We start from the raw sequence: 15433 nt of genomic DNA on the forward strand, positions 1-15433 counted from the left end.
CCGGCTCCGAGAAGTGCCTCTCCAGGCGGTCACACTATGGTCGCGCCCGGGGGGGTAATGATGCAGGCGAGCGAGGCGCGCTGGTCCTGCTCTACAGAGCACATTTGTACTTGCCACACATGAACGCCACCGAGGGCGATGTACCGCCTGCTTCGGTTCCGCTCCCGGCGGATGCCAAGATCCTCCGAGCTGGTTGGTGCGACGTCGCAGCTGGAGACCCCGGAGACTTCCTCGATCCGCGCTCGACCTGGGTGTCGGCAAGACCAGCAGACGGGGTCCTGACGCTCATTCTCGACTACTGGTCCGAGGAGTGGGCTGCCGTAGCAGGGAATGCGCGAATTCGTGCCACGATTGCGACTTTATGGCGTCACCCAATGGATGCTGTTTGGCTCGATGCACCTGTTCCGTGCAGGCTGAGACATGTGGATCGGCGAGTCAGAACTCTGTATGCGGTACTTCTGGGAACGCTTGCGATCGCCCTGGCCGGCTGCACCTTGCTGGATGGTGAGGCCACCCCGGTGATGCCCCCTTCGCCTTCTTCGATTGCGACACCGACCGCCGAGCCTTCTCCGCCCGAGACTCTCGTGGCAACACCGCCTGACGCCGAGAAGCCGTTGGGTGAAATGTCGTCGGTGCGAGGGACGGATCAGATCGGCCCATTCTCGAGCGCATCCGGGCATGTCTTCGTCTACGTCAATTGCTACGGCACCGGCATCGTGACCGTGGAACTCGTGGGTTCCGCGACGATCACTCAACAATGTCTGCCCGATGCAAACGATCCAGGCACACGCAACAAGATTCAAGCGCTCACGCCCGAGGAGATTGTCGTGCGGGGTACCGCCGAGAATTCCAACCTATGGGCTATCGCCGTCACAGATACCGAGTAGCCCAGACGGCAATCGGATCTCGGCCGCGCATCGCCAGCGGGAGTCTTCGGGGCGGTCGAATGCCAGCGAGACTCCTGCGAAGAACGGCGCTGACGCGCGACGCATCCCTTCCCATAATGTGAGGGGATGCGGCGTCTGCAGAGTCTCATTGTCTTGTCGGTCACGGCTGTGTTGCTGGCGGGCTGTGCGACTGCCACGGCGGGGGCAGCGCCAGGCATCGGCGCCGAGCCGACACCGTCGAGCACATCCTCGCCCACACCGTCTCCTACCGCGACGATCGTGGATCCCGAGGCCGCCGCTAAGGCTGACTCGTGGCTCGAGGGTGCGGTTCTACCGCCCGGTACCGTCCGATCTGAGAACGTTCCGAGCACGACACCGCCGTTCGCGAACTCGTACTACCGCTGGCCGTGCTCGCCGATGGAACTGCGGACCGGCTACTGGACGCTCGAGGGCGCCAACGTTGTCGATACGGGGAACTGGCTCAGGGAGAATCCGACGGCGGGTCTGATCGCTTCGAACTCCTCGCCGTATTCCGGGGGTCCGGAAATCGACAGCCTGTCGCTCGGAAACGTTCCTGAGTGGGACTCGCTCGAAGGCATCGCCTACACGGTGTCGCGCACCTCAGACGGTGTCGCGATCCGTGCGGAGATCGGCGTCTTCATGACGGACACTGTCTGCACGCCGCCTCCGGGCGGCGGGATGTGGGGCGGCCCCGGACAGGGTTGATGCGACCGAGCTTGGACGAAGATGCGAAGTTGCGTGAGCGGCTCCGCAGCGAGCAATTCCGGGCGCGCCGCGTGAAGCTACGTCGCGTCGTGGATGAACTCGACGTCTTCGGCTGAGGCTTCGGCTCGGGCCTCCTCCGGAGCCTCAGGCTCGTGGACGAGATCGTCTTCGTCCACGATCTCGTGCAGCAGCTCGCGACCTCGGGTCGGATCCGCGATCGACTGATGAATGATGTCGCGAAGCGCAGCGTGAGCCTCGGGCCGGATCTCCTTGAGCGAGTCCTCGACGATCGTCTCCAACTCCTGCTCGATCGCATCGGAGAGTTGGGGACCGGGGTATCGGTAGTGGCCGGGCTCGCTCCACATCGCCCAGCTGCCCACGCGGCGCGTGAGGTCTTCCCATTCGTCCAGGCTCAGGTGAACCGTCATGGGACCATTTTCCCCCGCCGACCGGCCGGCTGCCAGACAGGTGCTTTGCACACGCCTCAGGTTCGGCGTCGGTGTCGGCGGCTTCAATTCCCGAGCCAGGGCAAATCGCTTGTGTCCACCCCGTGGCGGTGGTGCATCCGCCCGCCGTCGATGGGGGCCGTCTCGTGGCCGGCCAGCTCCTGCACCCACAGCGGCTGCTGCTCCATCGCCACCGAACCCGCGCCCGCCGTGAAGTAGGCGACGATCGGAGGGCTCGCGACGAACTCGGCCGCGAAGGCACCGGCACCGCGGACGCGCACCAGGGCGTCGCGCGCATACAGATCGCGCATGAACACAGCGAACGCTTCGGGATCGTCGGATGCCGGTTCCTTCGGCGCGACCGGCAATTGCGATCGCAGCTGGCCGAGCAACTCTGGACGCTGCGCCGCGGAAAGCCGAGCGAAGGCGGCGGCGTATGCCTTGTCGGCGATGCTTGCGGGAACGTTTCCCAATAGATAGGCATATCTCGCGATCTGCTCGTCTTCGCTGATCGCCTGCTGCTCGTGTCGCCTTTTCACGATCCCTCCTGACTGATGAGGGTCAGAGTACGCCGACCGGAGCGCTCCGTCGACCGGTGTGCTGGGCGCAGATCACCCCGGCAAAGTCCAGGACTCCGGTCGGGAACTGTGGGGGTCGCAGTGTGTCGTCCCCATTCAGGATCCGCTGGCGGCGCCAACCCGTCAGGCGCGCTCACCGGCCTCGACGCCGGCACCCCATCGGCTAGCATTCTGGGATGACGAAACCGCCTCCGATCGACGACGTCCGGATCGGCGGCGACGCCATTCGCCTCGGGCAGTTCATGAAGTTCGCGGGGCTCCTCGACTCCGGTGGAGACGTGAAAGAGGCCATCATCGACGGCTACGTGAAGGTGAACGGTGAGGTCGATCGCCGTCGCGGACGCCAGCTGCAGCTCGGCGATGTCGTGACGTTTGAGGGACGCGGAGTCCGCGTCTGCGAGTGAGGTCCCGGGGTACACGACCCTGCGGCGAGCATTCTGCTGGGGTACGGCGCCTCGAGTCCGTACGGCCCGACATGGAATGAAGCGTCGTCCCCTGTCGTTGCTGATGTGGCTCGTGTGAATCGTCGTGGAAGCCGACGATGCGACCATCCGGCGAGCAAGAATGCAATCGGAGCATGCCCCTCATGTCAGAAGCCCCAGCCCCTCATCTCGATGCCACCGTGCTCGACAACGCCGCGTGGCACGCGCTGTCCGGCGCTCACGCACGCTTCGCGGAGGGCGACGATCTCGTGCGTCGGTACCATCCCGATGTCGCCCCGTTCGTCGCGGTGCGGAACTGGGATGACCCGCAGGTGTGGGATTCGCTGATCGGGCTGGTCGGACACGGGGCGGAGATCGGTCTGTCCGGCGGCGTGCCCGAGTTCCCCGATGGCTGGGAGGAACTGTGGCGCGGCGAAGGGGTGCAACTCGTTGAGACGGACGCGCTCCACCCGGTGCCTGATCCGGAGGCTCTTCTCCTCGGGGAGGCCGACGTGCCCGAGATGCTCGCGCTCGTCGAACGCAACCAGCCCGGCCCGTTCCTGCCCCGCACGTATGAGCTCGGACGCTACATCGGGTTCCGTCGCGAGGGACGTCTCGTGGCGATGGCGGGGGAGCGCCTGCAGCCGAATGGGTGGACCGAGATCAGCGCGGTCTCGACCGACGATGCGTACCGCCGGCAGGGGTTGGCATCCCGGCTCGTGCTGGACGTCGCTTTCCACATCCAGCAGCGGGGAGACCGCGCGCTCATGCACGCGTCGGCGACCAACGTCGGAGCGATCGCGGCCTACGAGCGCCTCGGATTCGCACTCCGCACCCGCACGACATTCGCGGGGGTGCGCGTTCCCTGAAGCGCGCGAGTCGGCGTGGGTTCCCTACACCGGCTCGGTCGTGCGGATCAGACCACAGTTCAGACACGACCACACGACAATCAACCGCTCATCGTCGAAAATCTCGAACCGGAGAACGTCGCCGCAGGTCGGGCAGACTCGCGGATCCGGAGCATGCGCCTGCATTTCGTCAGTCTGCGGGCGCGGCGCGGCGGCAGCCAGAGACAGACTGCGGGCGGCATTCCGCGCGACGCGAGGTCCGAGTACCGTGGAGTCCGCGCGGGGTCCTCGGTCGACAGCGGTCGGGCCTCCGACAGCTTGCGAAAGAGGTTTCCCATGGGTGACTCGACGAGCTCGCACGTGATCAAGCCGCTCACGCCCGAGACCTTCACTGCGTGGCTGGCGCTCGCGCAGAAGCACAACGGGGTCTGGGGCGGGTGCTACTGCTCGTACTTCCACGGGGATACCGATCACACCGTCAAGCGTGAGTACGACGGACCGACGTTCAAGCAGCGACTCGTGGCGGAGGGCATCGCCCACGCCGCGCTCGTCTTCGACGGCGACGACGCGATCGCGTGGTGCGAGTACGGCAGTCCGGTCGAACTGCCGAACATCTATCACCGCAAGCAGTACGACGCGGACGAGACCAAGCCGGCGCCGTGGCGCATCACCTGCTTCTTCGTCGACCGCGACCACCGACGTTCGGGCGTGGCCCGCGAGGCGCTGGATGGCGCGCTCGACCTGATCGCGCAGGCCGGTGGCGGCGAGGTGGTCTCGTTCCCCAACGAGCTCGCTCCCGACAAGAGGACGTCATCCTCGTTCCTGCACAACGGCACGAGAGCGATGTTCGAGAAGGCCGGATTCACGTTCGAGCGCCACATCGGCAAGAGCAAGACTGTGATGCGCAAGACGGTGCTGCCGACGTGAACGCGCATGCTCCGGATCCGCGCGTCTGTCCCACCTGCGGCGACGCTCTCCGGTTCGAGATCCTCGACGATGAGCGATTCCTCGTGGCGTGGTCGTGTCTGAACTGCGGCCTGATCCGCGCGACTGAGCCGGTGTAGCGAACCCCTCATCCCTTGCGCCCGCGCAGGCGGCCGAGGATGCTGGTCGAATGACGGCTGTGACGAGCTTCCTGTGGTTCGACAACGACGCCGAGGCGGCGATCCGGTTCTACACGGATCTGATCCCGGGTTCGGAGATCGTCGAGCTGTCGCTGTATCCCGATGACGTCCCCGGCATGGGCGGCAAAGTGATGTCGGCGCAGTTCCGGCTCGCCGGCACCGACTACTTCGCGATGGATGCCGGGCCGCAGTTCCCGTTCACCGAGGCGATCTCGCTGTTCGTCTCGTGTGCGGATCAAGCCGAGGTCGACCGCTACTGGGACGCGCTGACCGCGGACGGTGGCCAGGAGCAGCCCTGCGGGTGGTTGAAGGACCGGTGGGGCCTCTCCTGGCAGATCATCCCCGAGCGCCTCATCGCGCTGATCCGCGACCCCGACCCGGCTCGCGCGCACAGGGCTGTGCAGGCGATGCTGACCATGTCCAAGATCGAGATCGCCGTGATCGAGGCGGCCGCAGCCGAGAGCTGAGCGTGCCCGCCCCCGTCCGCACACATCGCGTCGCACCAGGCTGGGTTGCGGCACCCCGTTGCGCGTCGGTGCTCGTCCTCGTTCTGGTCGCGCTCACCGCGTGCACCTCGGCCCCGCCAGACCGTGCGCCGACTCGTGCACCGTCCGCGTCGGGCAGCCCGTTGCCGCGCCTCGTCGGAACACCCGTGACGCTTGCGACAGGGCTGGCGGCCCCGTGGTCGGTGGTGCCGCTGCCCGCGGGCGGCGCGCTGATCTCCGGGCGCGGCGACGGCACGGTCCTCGAACTCACCGCGGCGGGGGAGGTGCGCACCGCAGGCGTCGTCCCCGGCGTCGTCTCGGGCGGTGAGTCCGGGCTGCACGGCCTGGCGGTCCTGGAGGCCGACGGCGAGCGCTGGCTCTACGCCTACCACGGGGCATCCGACGACAATCGTGTGGTGCGGATGCCGCTCACCGGCGACGAAGGAGCCCTCCAGCTCGGCGCGGCCCAAGTCGTGCTCGATGGCATCGCGCGTGCGCGCAACCACGACGGCGGCCGGATCGCGTTCGGGCCGGACGGATTCCTCTACATTGCGACGGGGGACGCCGGCCGGGGCGACACCGCGCAGGACCCGGCATCCCTCAATGGCAAGATCCTCCGTGTGACGTCGGAGGGGGATCCAGCACCGGGCAACCCGTTCGGCACCGCCGTCTTCAGCATGGGCCACCGCAACGTGCAGGGTCTCACCTGGACCACGGACGGAACCCTGTGGGCGACCGAGTTCGGGCAGAACGCGTGGGACGAGGTGAATGCGATCCGCGCCGGCCAGAACTACGGCTGGCCGCTCGTCGAAGGGATCGCGCAGGATGAGCGCTTCGTCGACCCCGCGATCGCCTGGACACCGGAGGAATCGAGCCCCAGCGGCATGGCCGCCCTCGGCGACACCCTCTTCGTGGCGGGACTCCGCGGCGAGCGGCTCTGGATGCTGGACACTGCGGGCGAAGAGGTGGTCAGCGCCACGCCACTGCTGATCGGCGAGTACGGACGGCTGCGGGATGCCGTGGCGGCGCCGGACGGAGGCCTGTGGGTTCTCACGAACAACACGGACGGACGAGGCTCGCCGGGCGCCGAGGACGACCGCCTGCTGCAGTTGCCGGTCGCGGCGAAACAGACGGGTTCGTGATGCAGCCAGGGCGCTACGGTGAGGGAGTGAGCTCTCAGCCCCGCTGTCCGCATTGCCGGCACTTCATCTACCTCGACACGCTGACGTGCCCGAACTGCGAGGCGGATCTCGGCTTCCACATCATCAGCCGCCGGTTCTACGGCATCCGTGCGGGACAGACGGTGATCGACGGGCAGACCTGGCACGCGTGCTCGAACCGCGGCTGGTCCTGCAACTGGCTCGTGCGCGACGACGCTCCCGCCGGCCGCTGCTTCTCGTGCCGCCTCACGCGGCGCCGCCCCGAGCCCGACGACACCGTGGCCATGGAGAAGCTGGCCAAGACCGAGGAGTCCAAGCGCCGCCTCGTCCTGCAGCTGGCCGACCTGGGCCTGCCGATCGTTCCGTGGGACGTCGCGCCCGGCGGACTCGGCTTCGACCTGATCTCGAGCCTGTCGCACGGCGAACGCGTCACGATCGGCCACGCGAACGGCATCATCACCCTCGACCTCGCCGAGAGCCTCGACGACCGTCGCGAAGCGCTCCGGGTAAAGCTGGGCGAGCCGTACCGCACGATGCTCGGGCACCTGCGGCACGAGGTCGGGCACTACTACCAGAACGTGCTCCTCACCGACGATGAGGCCTGGGCGCGCTGCCGAGAGCTGTTCGGCGACGAGCGCGCCAGCTACAAGGACGCGCTCAGCCGGCATTACTCGACGGGTGCACCCGCGGATTGGCACACGTCCTTCATCTCGGAGTACGCGACGATGCACGCGTGGGAGGACTTCGCCGAGACCTTCGCGCACTATCTCCACATCACCGGCACGCTCGAGACGGCGGCGGCGATCGGCATCCATCTCGACGCCAGCGCCACCAACCTGCGCGACATCGACGTCATCCCGCTCGAGTCGTACGAGGACGAACCCGTGCAGCGGCTGCTGACCGACTGGGAATGGATGTCGCAGGCGTTCAACCGGATCAACCGCTCGATGGGGTTCGGTGACCTCTACCCGTTCGTGATCGTGCCCGCGGTCCGCACCAAGCTCGGCTTCATCCACGACGTCATCACGCGTGCGCCCCTCACCGGGGAGGAGCAGGAGGCGCTCGCCCTGCCACAGACCCTGGAGCGCACATGACGTCCTTCTCCCGCGGCCAGCGCGTCATCGGCTCGGCTACGCACTACGTGCAGAATCAGCCGCCGTTTCGAGTGGACATCGACGAGTACGCGCTGAACGCGCCGTTGATCGACGCCGTCACGCAGTTCGGCGCCGCATGGGCGCACGACGACCTGCACGAGGCCGGAGCGCTCGTCGGAACGGCATCCTTCCAACGGGATGCCGAGCTCGCCAACGTGCACGGTCCCGTCGCCCACACCCACGACCGGTGGGGGTTCCGGCTCGACGAGGTCGACTACGACCCGTCGTATCACCGCATCATGACCGAGTCGATCCGTCGTGGCACCCACTCGTCGGGATGGACCGATCCGCGCGGGGGCGCCGCGGTCGCACGCGGAGCGATGTTCATGCTCTTCGCGCAGGTCGAGCCCGGTCACGCCTGCCCGGTGTCGATGACCCACGCCGCCGTCGCCTCGATCGCGGATGCGCCCTGGATCGCCGACGAATGGCTGCCCCGCATGTACTCGCGCGACTACGAGCCGCGGCTGCTGCCGAACGAGGAGAAGTCCAGCGCGCTCATCGGCATGGCGATGACCGAGAAGCAGGGCGGATCGGATGTCCGGGCGAACACGACCAAGGGCGTGCACATGGGCGGCCACTCGTACCAGCTGACCGGCCACAAGTGGTTCTGCTCCGCCCCGATGTCGGACGGGTTCCTCGTGCTCGCCCAGACGCGTCGTGACAACGTCGACGAGGGGCTCACCTGCGTGTTCGTGCCGCGCATCCTGCCGCGTGGCATGCGCAACTCGTTCCGCGTGATGCGGCTCAAGGACAAGCTGGGCAACCGTTCCAACGCCTCCGCCGAGATCGAGCTCGACGGCACCGTCGGACTGCTCGTGGGGGAGCCGGGGCGAGGCGTGCGCGCGATCATCGAGATGGTGCAGCGCACCCGCCTGGACTGCGTGCTGGGCTCCGCCGCGGGCATGCGCCAGTCGGTCGCCGAGGCGGTCTGGCACGCGCGCGGGCGCGAAGTGTTCGGCGCGAAGCTGGTGGATCAACCCGCCATGACCGCGGTGCTGGCCGACCTCGCACTCGAATCGCAGGCCGCGATGCTCGCCGGGCTGCGGCTCTCACAGCTCTTCGACACGCACGCGTCCGATCGCGACATCGCGCTGCGCCGGCTCGCCACCCCCGTGACGAAGTACTGGGTGAGCAAGCGCGGACCGCAGCACGCCTACGAGGCCATGGAGTGCCTCGGCGGCAACGGGTACATCGAGTCCTTCCCGCTGGCGCGCCGGTACCGGGAGCAGCCCGTCATGGCCATCTGGGAGGGCTCCGGCAACGTCATCGCGCTCGACGTGCTGCGCGCGCTGACCCGCGACCCCGACTCCGCGGCGGCATTCGAGGACGAGCTGCGCTCCACGCGCGGCGGCTCGGCACTGCTGGACACCCACATCGACCGGACGCTACGGCTGCTGGGTGAACTCGCGGAAGCCGATCCCGCGGTCGCCCAGACCCAGGCGCGTCGGGTCAGCGAGGGGCTCGCCCTCGCGTTCCAGTCCTCGCTCATGCTGCGCCATGCCCCGAGCCTCGATGCCGAGGCATTCATCGCCGCGCGTCTGGGTGAGGATCGCGGGGCGCAGTACGGCGTGCTTCCGCGGGGGACGGATGCCGCGGCCATCGTCGCGCGGCACTGAGTCCCCTCGATTTCCCGGCGGTCGCGCCGCGTAGGCTGTGGCGGTGACTTCTCGACGGCGCCGCATCGGCAGCGCGACGCTCGCCGTGGGCGTCGTCCTGACCTTGACGGCGGTGTCGTCCGCCCAGGCCGCGACCCCGAGCGACACCGACACGGCTGAACCCGCGGTGCGGGTGCACGCCGCCGCGGCGGACGACCTCGCCGACGCGGCATCCGCCCGGGTGGCGGCGATGTCGGTGCGCGAACAGGCTGCCAGCGTCGTGATGGGACACGTGCCGACCAGCGACCCGGCGGCACTGAACGCCTACATGGCCGCCACCGGCATCGGCGGATTCATCCTGATGGGCGCCAACGTCCCGGCATCCGAAGCCGAACTGCGCGCGGTCACCGCCGCGCTGACGCTGGACGCGGCGCTCCCGCCGCTGATCGGCATCGACCAGGAGGGCGGCGACGTGTCCCGCCTGCCGTGGGATGACTTCGCCGGCGCGACCACGCTGAAGAACGAGGACCCCGCGGCGACCCGGTCCGCATTCGCCGGGCGCGCGGCGCTCCTGCAGCGGGCGGGCATCGGCGTGAACTTCGGCATCGTCGCCGATGTCACCGGCGACCCGTCGATGTTCATCTACCGTCGTGCCCTCGGAACGACTCCGGATGCGTCCGCGGCCCGAGTGGCGGCGGCGGTCGAGGGCGAGTCCGTCGAGGCGATGTCGACCCTGAAGCACTTCCCGGGGCACGGCGCCGCGCCGGGCGATTCGCACAGCAGCCTGCCCGCCGCCGGCCTGTCGCTGCAGGAATGGGCGACGACGCAGGCGCCGTCGTTCCAAGCCGGTATCGAGGCGGGCGCACCGCTGCTGATGTTCGGGCATCTCGTGTACTCCGCGATCGATCCGGCACCGGCGACGATGTCGGCCGAGTGGCACCGCATCGCGCGGGAGCAGCTGGGCTTCACGGGCGTGGCCATCACCGACGACCTCGGGATGCTGCAGGCCTCCGGCGATGCCGCGTACGCCGATCCCGTGGCCAACGCGGTCGGAGCGCTGGCGGCCGGGAACGACATGGTGCTCTCGGTCGTCTACACGAACGCGCAGTCGGCCTCGACCATCGTCGACGGCATCGTGGCGGCGGTGGAGGCGGGCACATTGCCTGCCGAGCGGCTGCAGGAGGCAGCGGAACGCGTCACAGCGCTGCGGCTGGAGCTGGCGGCGGAAGGCCGCGGCCTTCCGCCGTGTGGAGACTGCGCTCCGGCCGACGGCTGATCGAACCGTCCACGGCGTACGCGTCCTCCGAGAGGAAGGCGGCATCGGCGATGAGGTGGCGCAGGCGGTTGGAGCGGTCCGCGAAGTCGCGCTGGCGACGCACGTAGTCGGCTTTGCCTTCCGCGGTCTCGATTCGCACCGGCTCGACGTCCCACGCGCGCAGGTCGTACGGCGACGCCTGCATGTCGAGCAGCCGGATCTCGCCCGCGAGCTCGAACGCGTCGAGCAGGAGCTCTCCCGGCACGAGCGGGCCGAGCTTGACGGCCCACTTGTAGACATCCATGCCGGCATGGAGGCACCCGGGCTGCTCGATCTGCGGCTGGAGCGCCCGACTCGGCTCGGTCTGGTTGCGCGGCACCGCCGACGGGGTGAAGAAGCGGAACGCGTCGAAGTGGGTGCAGCGCAGCTCATGGGACTCCACGACCGCATCGGTGCCGGCCTGGCCGAGCCGCAGCGGGACGTCGTGCCGATGCTCGCCCTGCCGGTACACCATGGCCCATTCGTGCAGCCCGAAGCATCCGAACGACCCCGGGCGCGCGGCTGTGCGCCGCAGCATCCGCTCGATCAGTGTGAACAGATCCGGACGGGCGCCTCGCAGGCCCGCGGAATCGACGATGAGCCCGTCAGCGGTGCCGCCCGGGACGTACCAGCGCCATACCGCACGCGGTGAGTCGGCGGCATCCTCCAGCTCCACCCCCGCGCCGGGGTGCCAGCGCCGGAGCACCGCCGGCTTGAACGAGTAGTACGTGAAGAGGAAGTCCTCGATGGGATGTTTCTCGGCCCGTGCCGCTCGTTCGCTGTGCGCGGCGGTCAGCTCATTCGCGCGGTGCACGTGCACGCGCTCTCGTTCGCGCCAATCGTCAGCTTCGAGCGTGCTCACGGCTCCACGGGCTCGATCAGCTCGGGGCCGTTGTTGCGGACGTTGCCGACGGCCTTCGCCACGACGTGATCAGCCAGGGTCTCGGCGACGTCCGGAGCCGCGTCGATCGCGGCATCCAGGATGTCGCCCACGTTGTCGGTCGTCGGATCCAGCCAGGCATCGGCGAAGTCGGGATCGAGGAACAGCGGCATGCGGTCGTGGATCGACCCCAGATGTCCGATGGCGTCCCGCGTCAGGATGGTGAAGCTGAGCACCCAGCGCGCCGGGTCGTCGTCGGCAAGCACCGGGTTCTTCCACCACTCGTACAGGCCCGCCATGAACAGCGGGGAGTCGTCGGCCGGGTGGATGTAGTGCGGCACCTTGGCGTCGCCGACCTTCTTCCACTCGTAGTACCCGGATGCCGGCACCACCGCGCGCCGCTTCTCCAGGGCCTTGCGGAACATCGGCTTGTCTTCGACCTCTTCGGCGCGGGCATTGATAGCGCGGGCGCCGATGGACAGGTCCTTCGCCCAGGCGGGCACGAGCCCCCACCGGGCGGACTCGAGCCGACGCGTGGGCGGCTCGGTCTTGATGGAATCGAGCACGATGGCCACTGGATCCGTCGGCGAGACGTTGAACGACGGCGCGGGAAGGTCATCGGCCTCGAGGTCGACGCGGAGCACCCCCACGAGTTCGGAGCCGACATTCGCCACGACGAAGCGTCCACACATAGAGATCAGCGTACGCGGGGGATCCGACAACGGATCAGGCGGAAGGTTCCGGATCGTCGGCGATGACGCCCGCGGCATGCAGTCGTTCGAGCAGTCCGGCGCCATCGGCCTCGGTCACCCACGGAACTCCGGCGGCCGAGTGATCGTCCACGGCCGTGCGTCCACCCGCGAGGACGGCCTCGGTCGGGGAGAGGCGCCGGATGGCGACGGCCACGACGTTCTCGGGGTGCTCGCTCGTGAAGGTCGTGTAGATCGCGTCGTCGTGCTGACCGTCGTCGCCGATCAGCAGCCAGCGCATGTGCGGGAACTCCGCGGCGAGGCGGCGCAGGTTGGTCAGCTTGTGGATCCTGCCGCTGCGGAACCAGCGGTCGTGCGTGGGGCCCCAGTCTGTGAGGAGCACCGCACCCGGCGGGAACAGGTGCCGGCTGAAGAAGCGCAGCAGCGTGGGGGCGATGTTCCAGGCGCCGGTGGACAGGTAGATGACCGGAGTTCCGGGGATGTCGCGCACCAGGCGCTCCATCATGACCGCCATGCCGGGCACGGGCTGGCGGGCGTGCTCATCGACGACGAACGAGTTCCAGGCGGCGACCAGCGGACGGGGGAGCGCGGTCACCATCACGGTGTCGTCGACATCCGAGACGACGCCGAACCGGACGTCGGCGCCGACGATGAACACACGCGTCTCGATCGACACGCCGCCCTCGACGGACATCGTGAGCGTCTGCCATCCGGGCGCCAGGTGCGCGGGCAGCACCACATCGATCACGCCGCCGCGGTCGGCGACGACTTCGTGCGTCGCGCCGTCGACGGTGATCGTCACCTGGGCGAAGCCGATCGGCACCGCCGCGAAACTGCGCCAGCCGCGCACCGACGCGTATTCGCCTGTCGCCGTGCGGGGAGCGGGCGGCACGATCAGCACGCGACCGAGGACGCGCACCCACTGCTCGCTGCCGTAGCCGGGGAACGGCGTCACCGTGGGAGTCTGACCACGCGCGCGAGCGCGGCGCTCGCGCCAGGCGTGGAAGCGGTACTCCAAACGCGCGAGCCACAGCACCTTGGGGCGCGCGGCGGAATCGGGAGTCGCGCGCATCCCCTCAGTCTTTCATGTCCTCGGCACCATCGCTGGGAACTGCCTGGTCGGCGGCCGGGTCGTCGGCCAGATGCTTGCGCTCGACGCGTTCGATGACTTTCTTGCTGACGAGCACGAGGGCCAGGAACAGGACGATCACGCCGACGAAGATGTAGCCGGCGTAGTGCAGCTGGTCGGCGAGCTCTCGGTAGGTGCCTGCGGCGGCGGCCGCGACGGAGATGTACACGGACGCCCACAGGATGCAGGCCGGAGCGGTCCACGCCAGGAAGCGGCGGTAGGAGAACCCGCTCATCCCGACGGTGAGCGGTACGAGCGAGTGCAGCACCGGAAGGAATCGCGAGAGGAAGATCGCCGGTCCGCCGCGGCGCTGCAGATATCGCTCGGAGCGGTCCCAGTTCGCCTCGCCGATCTTGCGGCCGAGACGCGAATGACGGATGCGGGGACCGAGGAATCGGCCCAGGGCGAAGCCGATGCTCTCGCCGATGAGCGCCCCGATGACCACGGCGATCCCGAGCATCACGCCCTCGGCCGGAGAGCTCACGGCCGTGCCCGCCACGATCACGATCGTGTCGCCGGGGAAGAACAATCCGATCAGCACGCTGGTCTCGAGCATGATCGCGACACCCGCGAGCAGTGTCCGCACGACGGGGTCGACACTCTGCACGGCATCGAGCAGCCACGTGAGGATCTCGTTCACGGTGATGAGCCTAGGGGGCGCACCGCCCTCTAGCCTGGGAACGTGCCCGCACCTTTGGCCGCTGTCGCCCTGCCCGCCTGGATCGATCCCGCGCGTCTGTTCGCGGGCGGTCCCGCGCGGCATCCGCACGCCTTCTGGCTGGATGCCGGACCAGACGCCGGCGACGGGTGGAGCTGGCTCGGCATCGGCGCGCCCGAGGCCGATCCCGATGTGGTGCGGGAGGTCCGTAGCGGTGTCACGGCGGACCCGGAATCCGAGTGGGGACGTTTCCGCGGCGGCTGGGTGGGCTGGTTCGGCTACGAATATGCCGCCGCGCGCATGCAGGCTCCGGCATCCGTCGCCGAGTCCGCGGTGCCGCAGGCGCTGTGGCTGCGCGTCGACTGCTTCGTCGCGTTCGACCACGCCGCGCAGCGCGCGTGGGCCGTCGCGCCGCTCGGGCAAGAGGACGCCTTCGCCGCGCAGGTGCACGGGTGGGCCGAAGCCGAGCCCGTCGCTGCGTCGGCCCCCCGGCAGACCGTCGCGACCCCACGGCACGAGCCGGGGGAGTACGCCGGACTGGTCGAGCGCTGCCGCGACGCGATCCGCGAAGGCGACGCCTACCAGCTGTGTCTGACGACCCGGTTCTCGGTGCCGCACGAGGTGGACCCGCTCGCCGTGCACACGGCGCTGCGCGCCGCCACTCCCGCCCACCACGGCGGGATCGTCCGAAGCGCGGGCGTGGCGCTGGTCAGTGCCAGCCCGGAGCGCTTCCTCGAGGTCGAGGGCGGCATCCTGCGCACCCGCCCGATCAAGGGGACGCGTCCACGCGGGACGGATGCCGCCACCGACGCCGCCCTCGCCGCCGAGCTGCTCGCAAGTCCGAAGGAGCGCGCCGAGAACGTCATGATCGTCGATCTGATGCGCAACGACCTCTCCCGCGTGTGTGCGGACGGAACCGTCGCGGTCGATGCGCTGCTCAGCGTCGAGTCGTACCCGGCGGTGCATCAGCTCGTCAGCACGGTCTCGGGCACGCTCAATGCGGACGCCTCGGTCGGCGACATCCTGGACGCCACCTTCCCCGCCGGGAGCATGACCGGCGCCCCCAAACTGTCGGCGATGACGATCCTGGACGGCCTCGAGCACGCGCCGCGCGGCGTGTTCGCGGGCTGCTACGGCTGGATCGGCGCCGACGGCGCGCTGGACCTCGCCATGGTGATCCGCTCCGTCGTGACGCACCCCGGCGGGGCCTATGTCGGCGCCGGCGGAGGCATCACGTGGGGGTCCGAGGCCTGGGCCGAAGTCGCCGAAGTGGGCATCAAGGCGCGGGGTCCGCTGGCCGCGATGGGGGCCGTGCTGCCGTCGGGATGGTGATTCCC

General features: G+C 68.9%; 17 protein-coding genes. 11 read left to right on the plus strand and 6 right to left on the minus strand.

What is annotated here, in order from left to right; all coding sequences use genetic code 11:
- The first annotated feature begins 119 nt into the window (after positions 1–119).
- Positions 120–887, plus strand: coding sequence for a hypothetical protein (locus tag ASD65_RS18890; protein ID WP_156378763.1), 768 nt, complete (start codon positions 120–122; stop codon positions 885–887).
- 126 nt (positions 888–1013) lie between these two features.
- The gene (locus tag ASD65_RS01875) at positions 1014–1613 is read left to right on the plus strand and encodes a hypothetical protein (RefSeq protein ID WP_156378764.1); all 600 of its coding nucleotides are present in this window, start codon (positions 1014–1016) and stop codon (positions 1611–1613) included.
- A 77-nt stretch (positions 1614–1690) separates the two neighbouring features.
- On the opposite strand, the gene ASD65_RS01880 is transcribed toward ASD65_RS01875, so the two are convergent.
- Entirely contained in the window at positions 1691–2041 is a 351-nt protein-coding gene (locus ASD65_RS01880) for a hypothetical protein (protein WP_056217658.1), read from the minus strand.
- A gap of 83 nt (positions 2042–2124) precedes the next feature.
- Complete coding sequence (locus tag ASD65_RS01885; RefSeq protein ID WP_056217660.1) at positions 2125–2598, minus strand: hypothetical protein; 474 nt, start codon at positions 2596–2598, stop codon at positions 2125–2127.
- Between the two features lie 215 nt (positions 2599–2813).
- Here ASD65_RS01885 and ASD65_RS01890 point away from each other — a divergent pair, with 215 nt between their 5' ends.
- The 8 genes from ASD65_RS01890 (at position 2814) to ASD65_RS01925 (ending at position 10701) form a co-directional block, all read left to right on the plus strand.
- On the plus strand, positions 2814–3041 hold the full coding sequence (locus ASD65_RS01890) for an RNA-binding S4 domain-containing protein (RefSeq protein ID WP_056217663.1): 228 nt from the start codon (positions 2814–2816) through the stop codon (positions 3039–3041).
- Positions 3042–3214: 173 nt separating this feature from the next.
- On the plus strand, positions 3215–3928 hold the full coding sequence (locus tag ASD65_RS01895; protein ID WP_056217665.1) for a GNAT family N-acetyltransferase: 714 nt from the start codon (positions 3215–3217) through the stop codon (positions 3926–3928).
- A 315-nt stretch (positions 3929–4243) separates the two neighbouring features.
- Positions 4244–4834, plus strand: coding sequence for a GNAT family N-acetyltransferase (locus ASD65_RS01900; protein ID WP_056217668.1), 591 nt, complete (start codon positions 4244–4246; stop codon positions 4832–4834).
- Positions 4835–5021: 187 nt separating this feature from the next.
- Positions 5022–5498: a VOC family protein gene (locus ASD65_RS01905; protein ID WP_056217671.1), complete on the plus strand. Its 477-nt coding sequence runs from the start codon at positions 5022–5024 to the stop codon at positions 5496–5498.
- Positions 5499–5683: 185 nt separating this feature from the next.
- A complete protein-coding gene (locus ASD65_RS01910; RefSeq protein ID WP_235566576.1) occupies positions 5684–6658 on the plus strand; it encodes a PQQ-dependent sugar dehydrogenase in 975 nt (324 codons plus the stop codon).
- 26 nt (positions 6659–6684) lie between these two features.
- The gene (locus ASD65_RS01915; RefSeq protein WP_235566577.1) at positions 6685–7770 is read left to right on the plus strand and encodes a zinc-binding metallopeptidase family protein; all 1086 of its coding nucleotides are present in this window, start codon (positions 6685–6687) and stop codon (positions 7768–7770) included.
- A complete protein-coding gene (locus ASD65_RS01920) occupies positions 7767–9446 on the plus strand; it encodes an acyl-CoA dehydrogenase family protein (protein ID WP_056217677.1) in 1680 nt (559 codons plus the stop codon). Before ASD65_RS01915 ends, ASD65_RS01920 begins: the two co-directional genes overlap by 4 nt.
- A 43-nt stretch (positions 9447–9489) precedes the next feature.
- Positions 9490–10701, plus strand: coding sequence for a glycoside hydrolase family 3 N-terminal domain-containing protein (locus ASD65_RS01925; protein ID WP_235566578.1), 1212 nt, complete (start codon positions 9490–9492; stop codon positions 10699–10701).
- Here ASD65_RS01925 and ASD65_RS01930 read toward each other — a convergent pair.
- Genes ASD65_RS01930 through ASD65_RS01945 form a run of 4 tightly spaced genes read right to left on the minus strand, consistent with a single transcriptional unit; the run spans position 10622 to position 14078 of the window.
- The gene (locus ASD65_RS01930) at positions 10622–11581 is read right to left on the minus strand and encodes a 3-methyladenine DNA glycosylase (RefSeq protein ID WP_235566579.1); all 960 of its coding nucleotides are present in this window, start codon (positions 11579–11581) and stop codon (positions 10622–10624) included. The genes ASD65_RS01925 and ASD65_RS01930 overlap by 80 nt on opposite strands.
- Entirely contained in the window at positions 11578–12291 is a 714-nt protein-coding gene (locus ASD65_RS01935) for an SOS response-associated peptidase (RefSeq protein WP_056217683.1), read from the minus strand. The genes ASD65_RS01930 and ASD65_RS01935 overlap by 4 nt, the downstream gene beginning before the upstream one ends.
- A 34-nt stretch (positions 12292–12325) precedes the next feature.
- On the minus strand, positions 12326–13381 hold the full coding sequence (locus tag ASD65_RS01940) for an App1 family protein (protein WP_056217687.1): 1056 nt from the start codon (positions 13379–13381) through the stop codon (positions 12326–12328).
- A 4-nt stretch (positions 13382–13385) separates the two neighbouring features.
- Entirely contained in the window at positions 13386–14078 is a 693-nt protein-coding gene (locus tag ASD65_RS01945) for a DedA family protein (protein WP_056217690.1), read from the minus strand.
- A 42-nt stretch (positions 14079–14120) separates the two neighbouring features.
- Here ASD65_RS01945 and ASD65_RS01950 point away from each other — a divergent pair, with 42 nt between their 5' ends.
- On the plus strand, positions 14121–15428 hold the full coding sequence (locus ASD65_RS01950) for an anthranilate synthase component I family protein (RefSeq protein WP_056217693.1): 1308 nt from the start codon (positions 14121–14123) through the stop codon (positions 15426–15428).
- Positions 15429–15433: the final 5 nt, after the last annotated feature.

It is taken from the genome of Microbacterium sp. Root61, assembly GCF_001427525.1.
Taxonomy (GTDB): domain Bacteria; phylum Actinomycetota; class Actinomycetes; order Actinomycetales; family Microbacteriaceae; genus Microbacterium.

What these genes read in the sequence shown, in the direction of transcription:
- ASD65_RS01920 (WP_056217677.1), top strand. Translation starts at nt 7,767, where the DNA reads ATGACGTCCTTCTCCCGCGGCCAGCGCGTCATCGGCTCGGCTACGCAC.
- ASD65_RS01880 (WP_056217658.1), bottom strand. Translation starts at nt 2,041, where the DNA reads ATGACGGTTCACCTGAGCCTGGACGAATGGGAAGACCTCACGCGCCGC.
- ASD65_RS01890 (WP_056217663.1), top strand. Translation starts at nt 2,814, where the DNA reads ATGACGAAACCGCCTCCGATCGACGACGTCCGGATCGGCGGCGACGCC.
- ASD65_RS01895 (WP_056217665.1), top strand. Translation starts at nt 3,215, where the DNA reads ATGCCCCTCATGTCAGAAGCCCCAGCCCCTCATCTCGATGCCACCGTG.
- ASD65_RS01905 (WP_056217671.1), top strand. Translation starts at nt 5,022, where the DNA reads ATGACGGCTGTGACGAGCTTCCTGTGGTTCGACAACGACGCCGAGGCG.
- ASD65_RS18890 (WP_156378763.1), top strand. Translation starts at nt 120, where the DNA reads ATGAACGCCACCGAGGGCGATGTACCGCCTGCTTCGGTTCCGCTCCCG.
- ASD65_RS01875 (WP_156378764.1), top strand. Translation starts at nt 1,014, where the DNA reads ATGCGGCGTCTGCAGAGTCTCATTGTCTTGTCGGTCACGGCTGTGTTG.
- ASD65_RS01935 (WP_056217683.1), bottom strand. Translation starts at nt 12,291, where the DNA reads ATGTGTGGACGCTTCGTCGTGGCGAATGTCGGCTCCGAACTCGTGGGG.
- ASD65_RS01940 (WP_056217687.1), bottom strand. Translation starts at nt 13,381, where the DNA reads ATGCGCGCGACTCCCGATTCCGCCGCGCGCCCCAAGGTGCTGTGGCTC.
- ASD65_RS01900 (WP_056217668.1), top strand. Translation starts at nt 4,244, where the DNA reads ATGGGTGACTCGACGAGCTCGCACGTGATCAAGCCGCTCACGCCCGAG.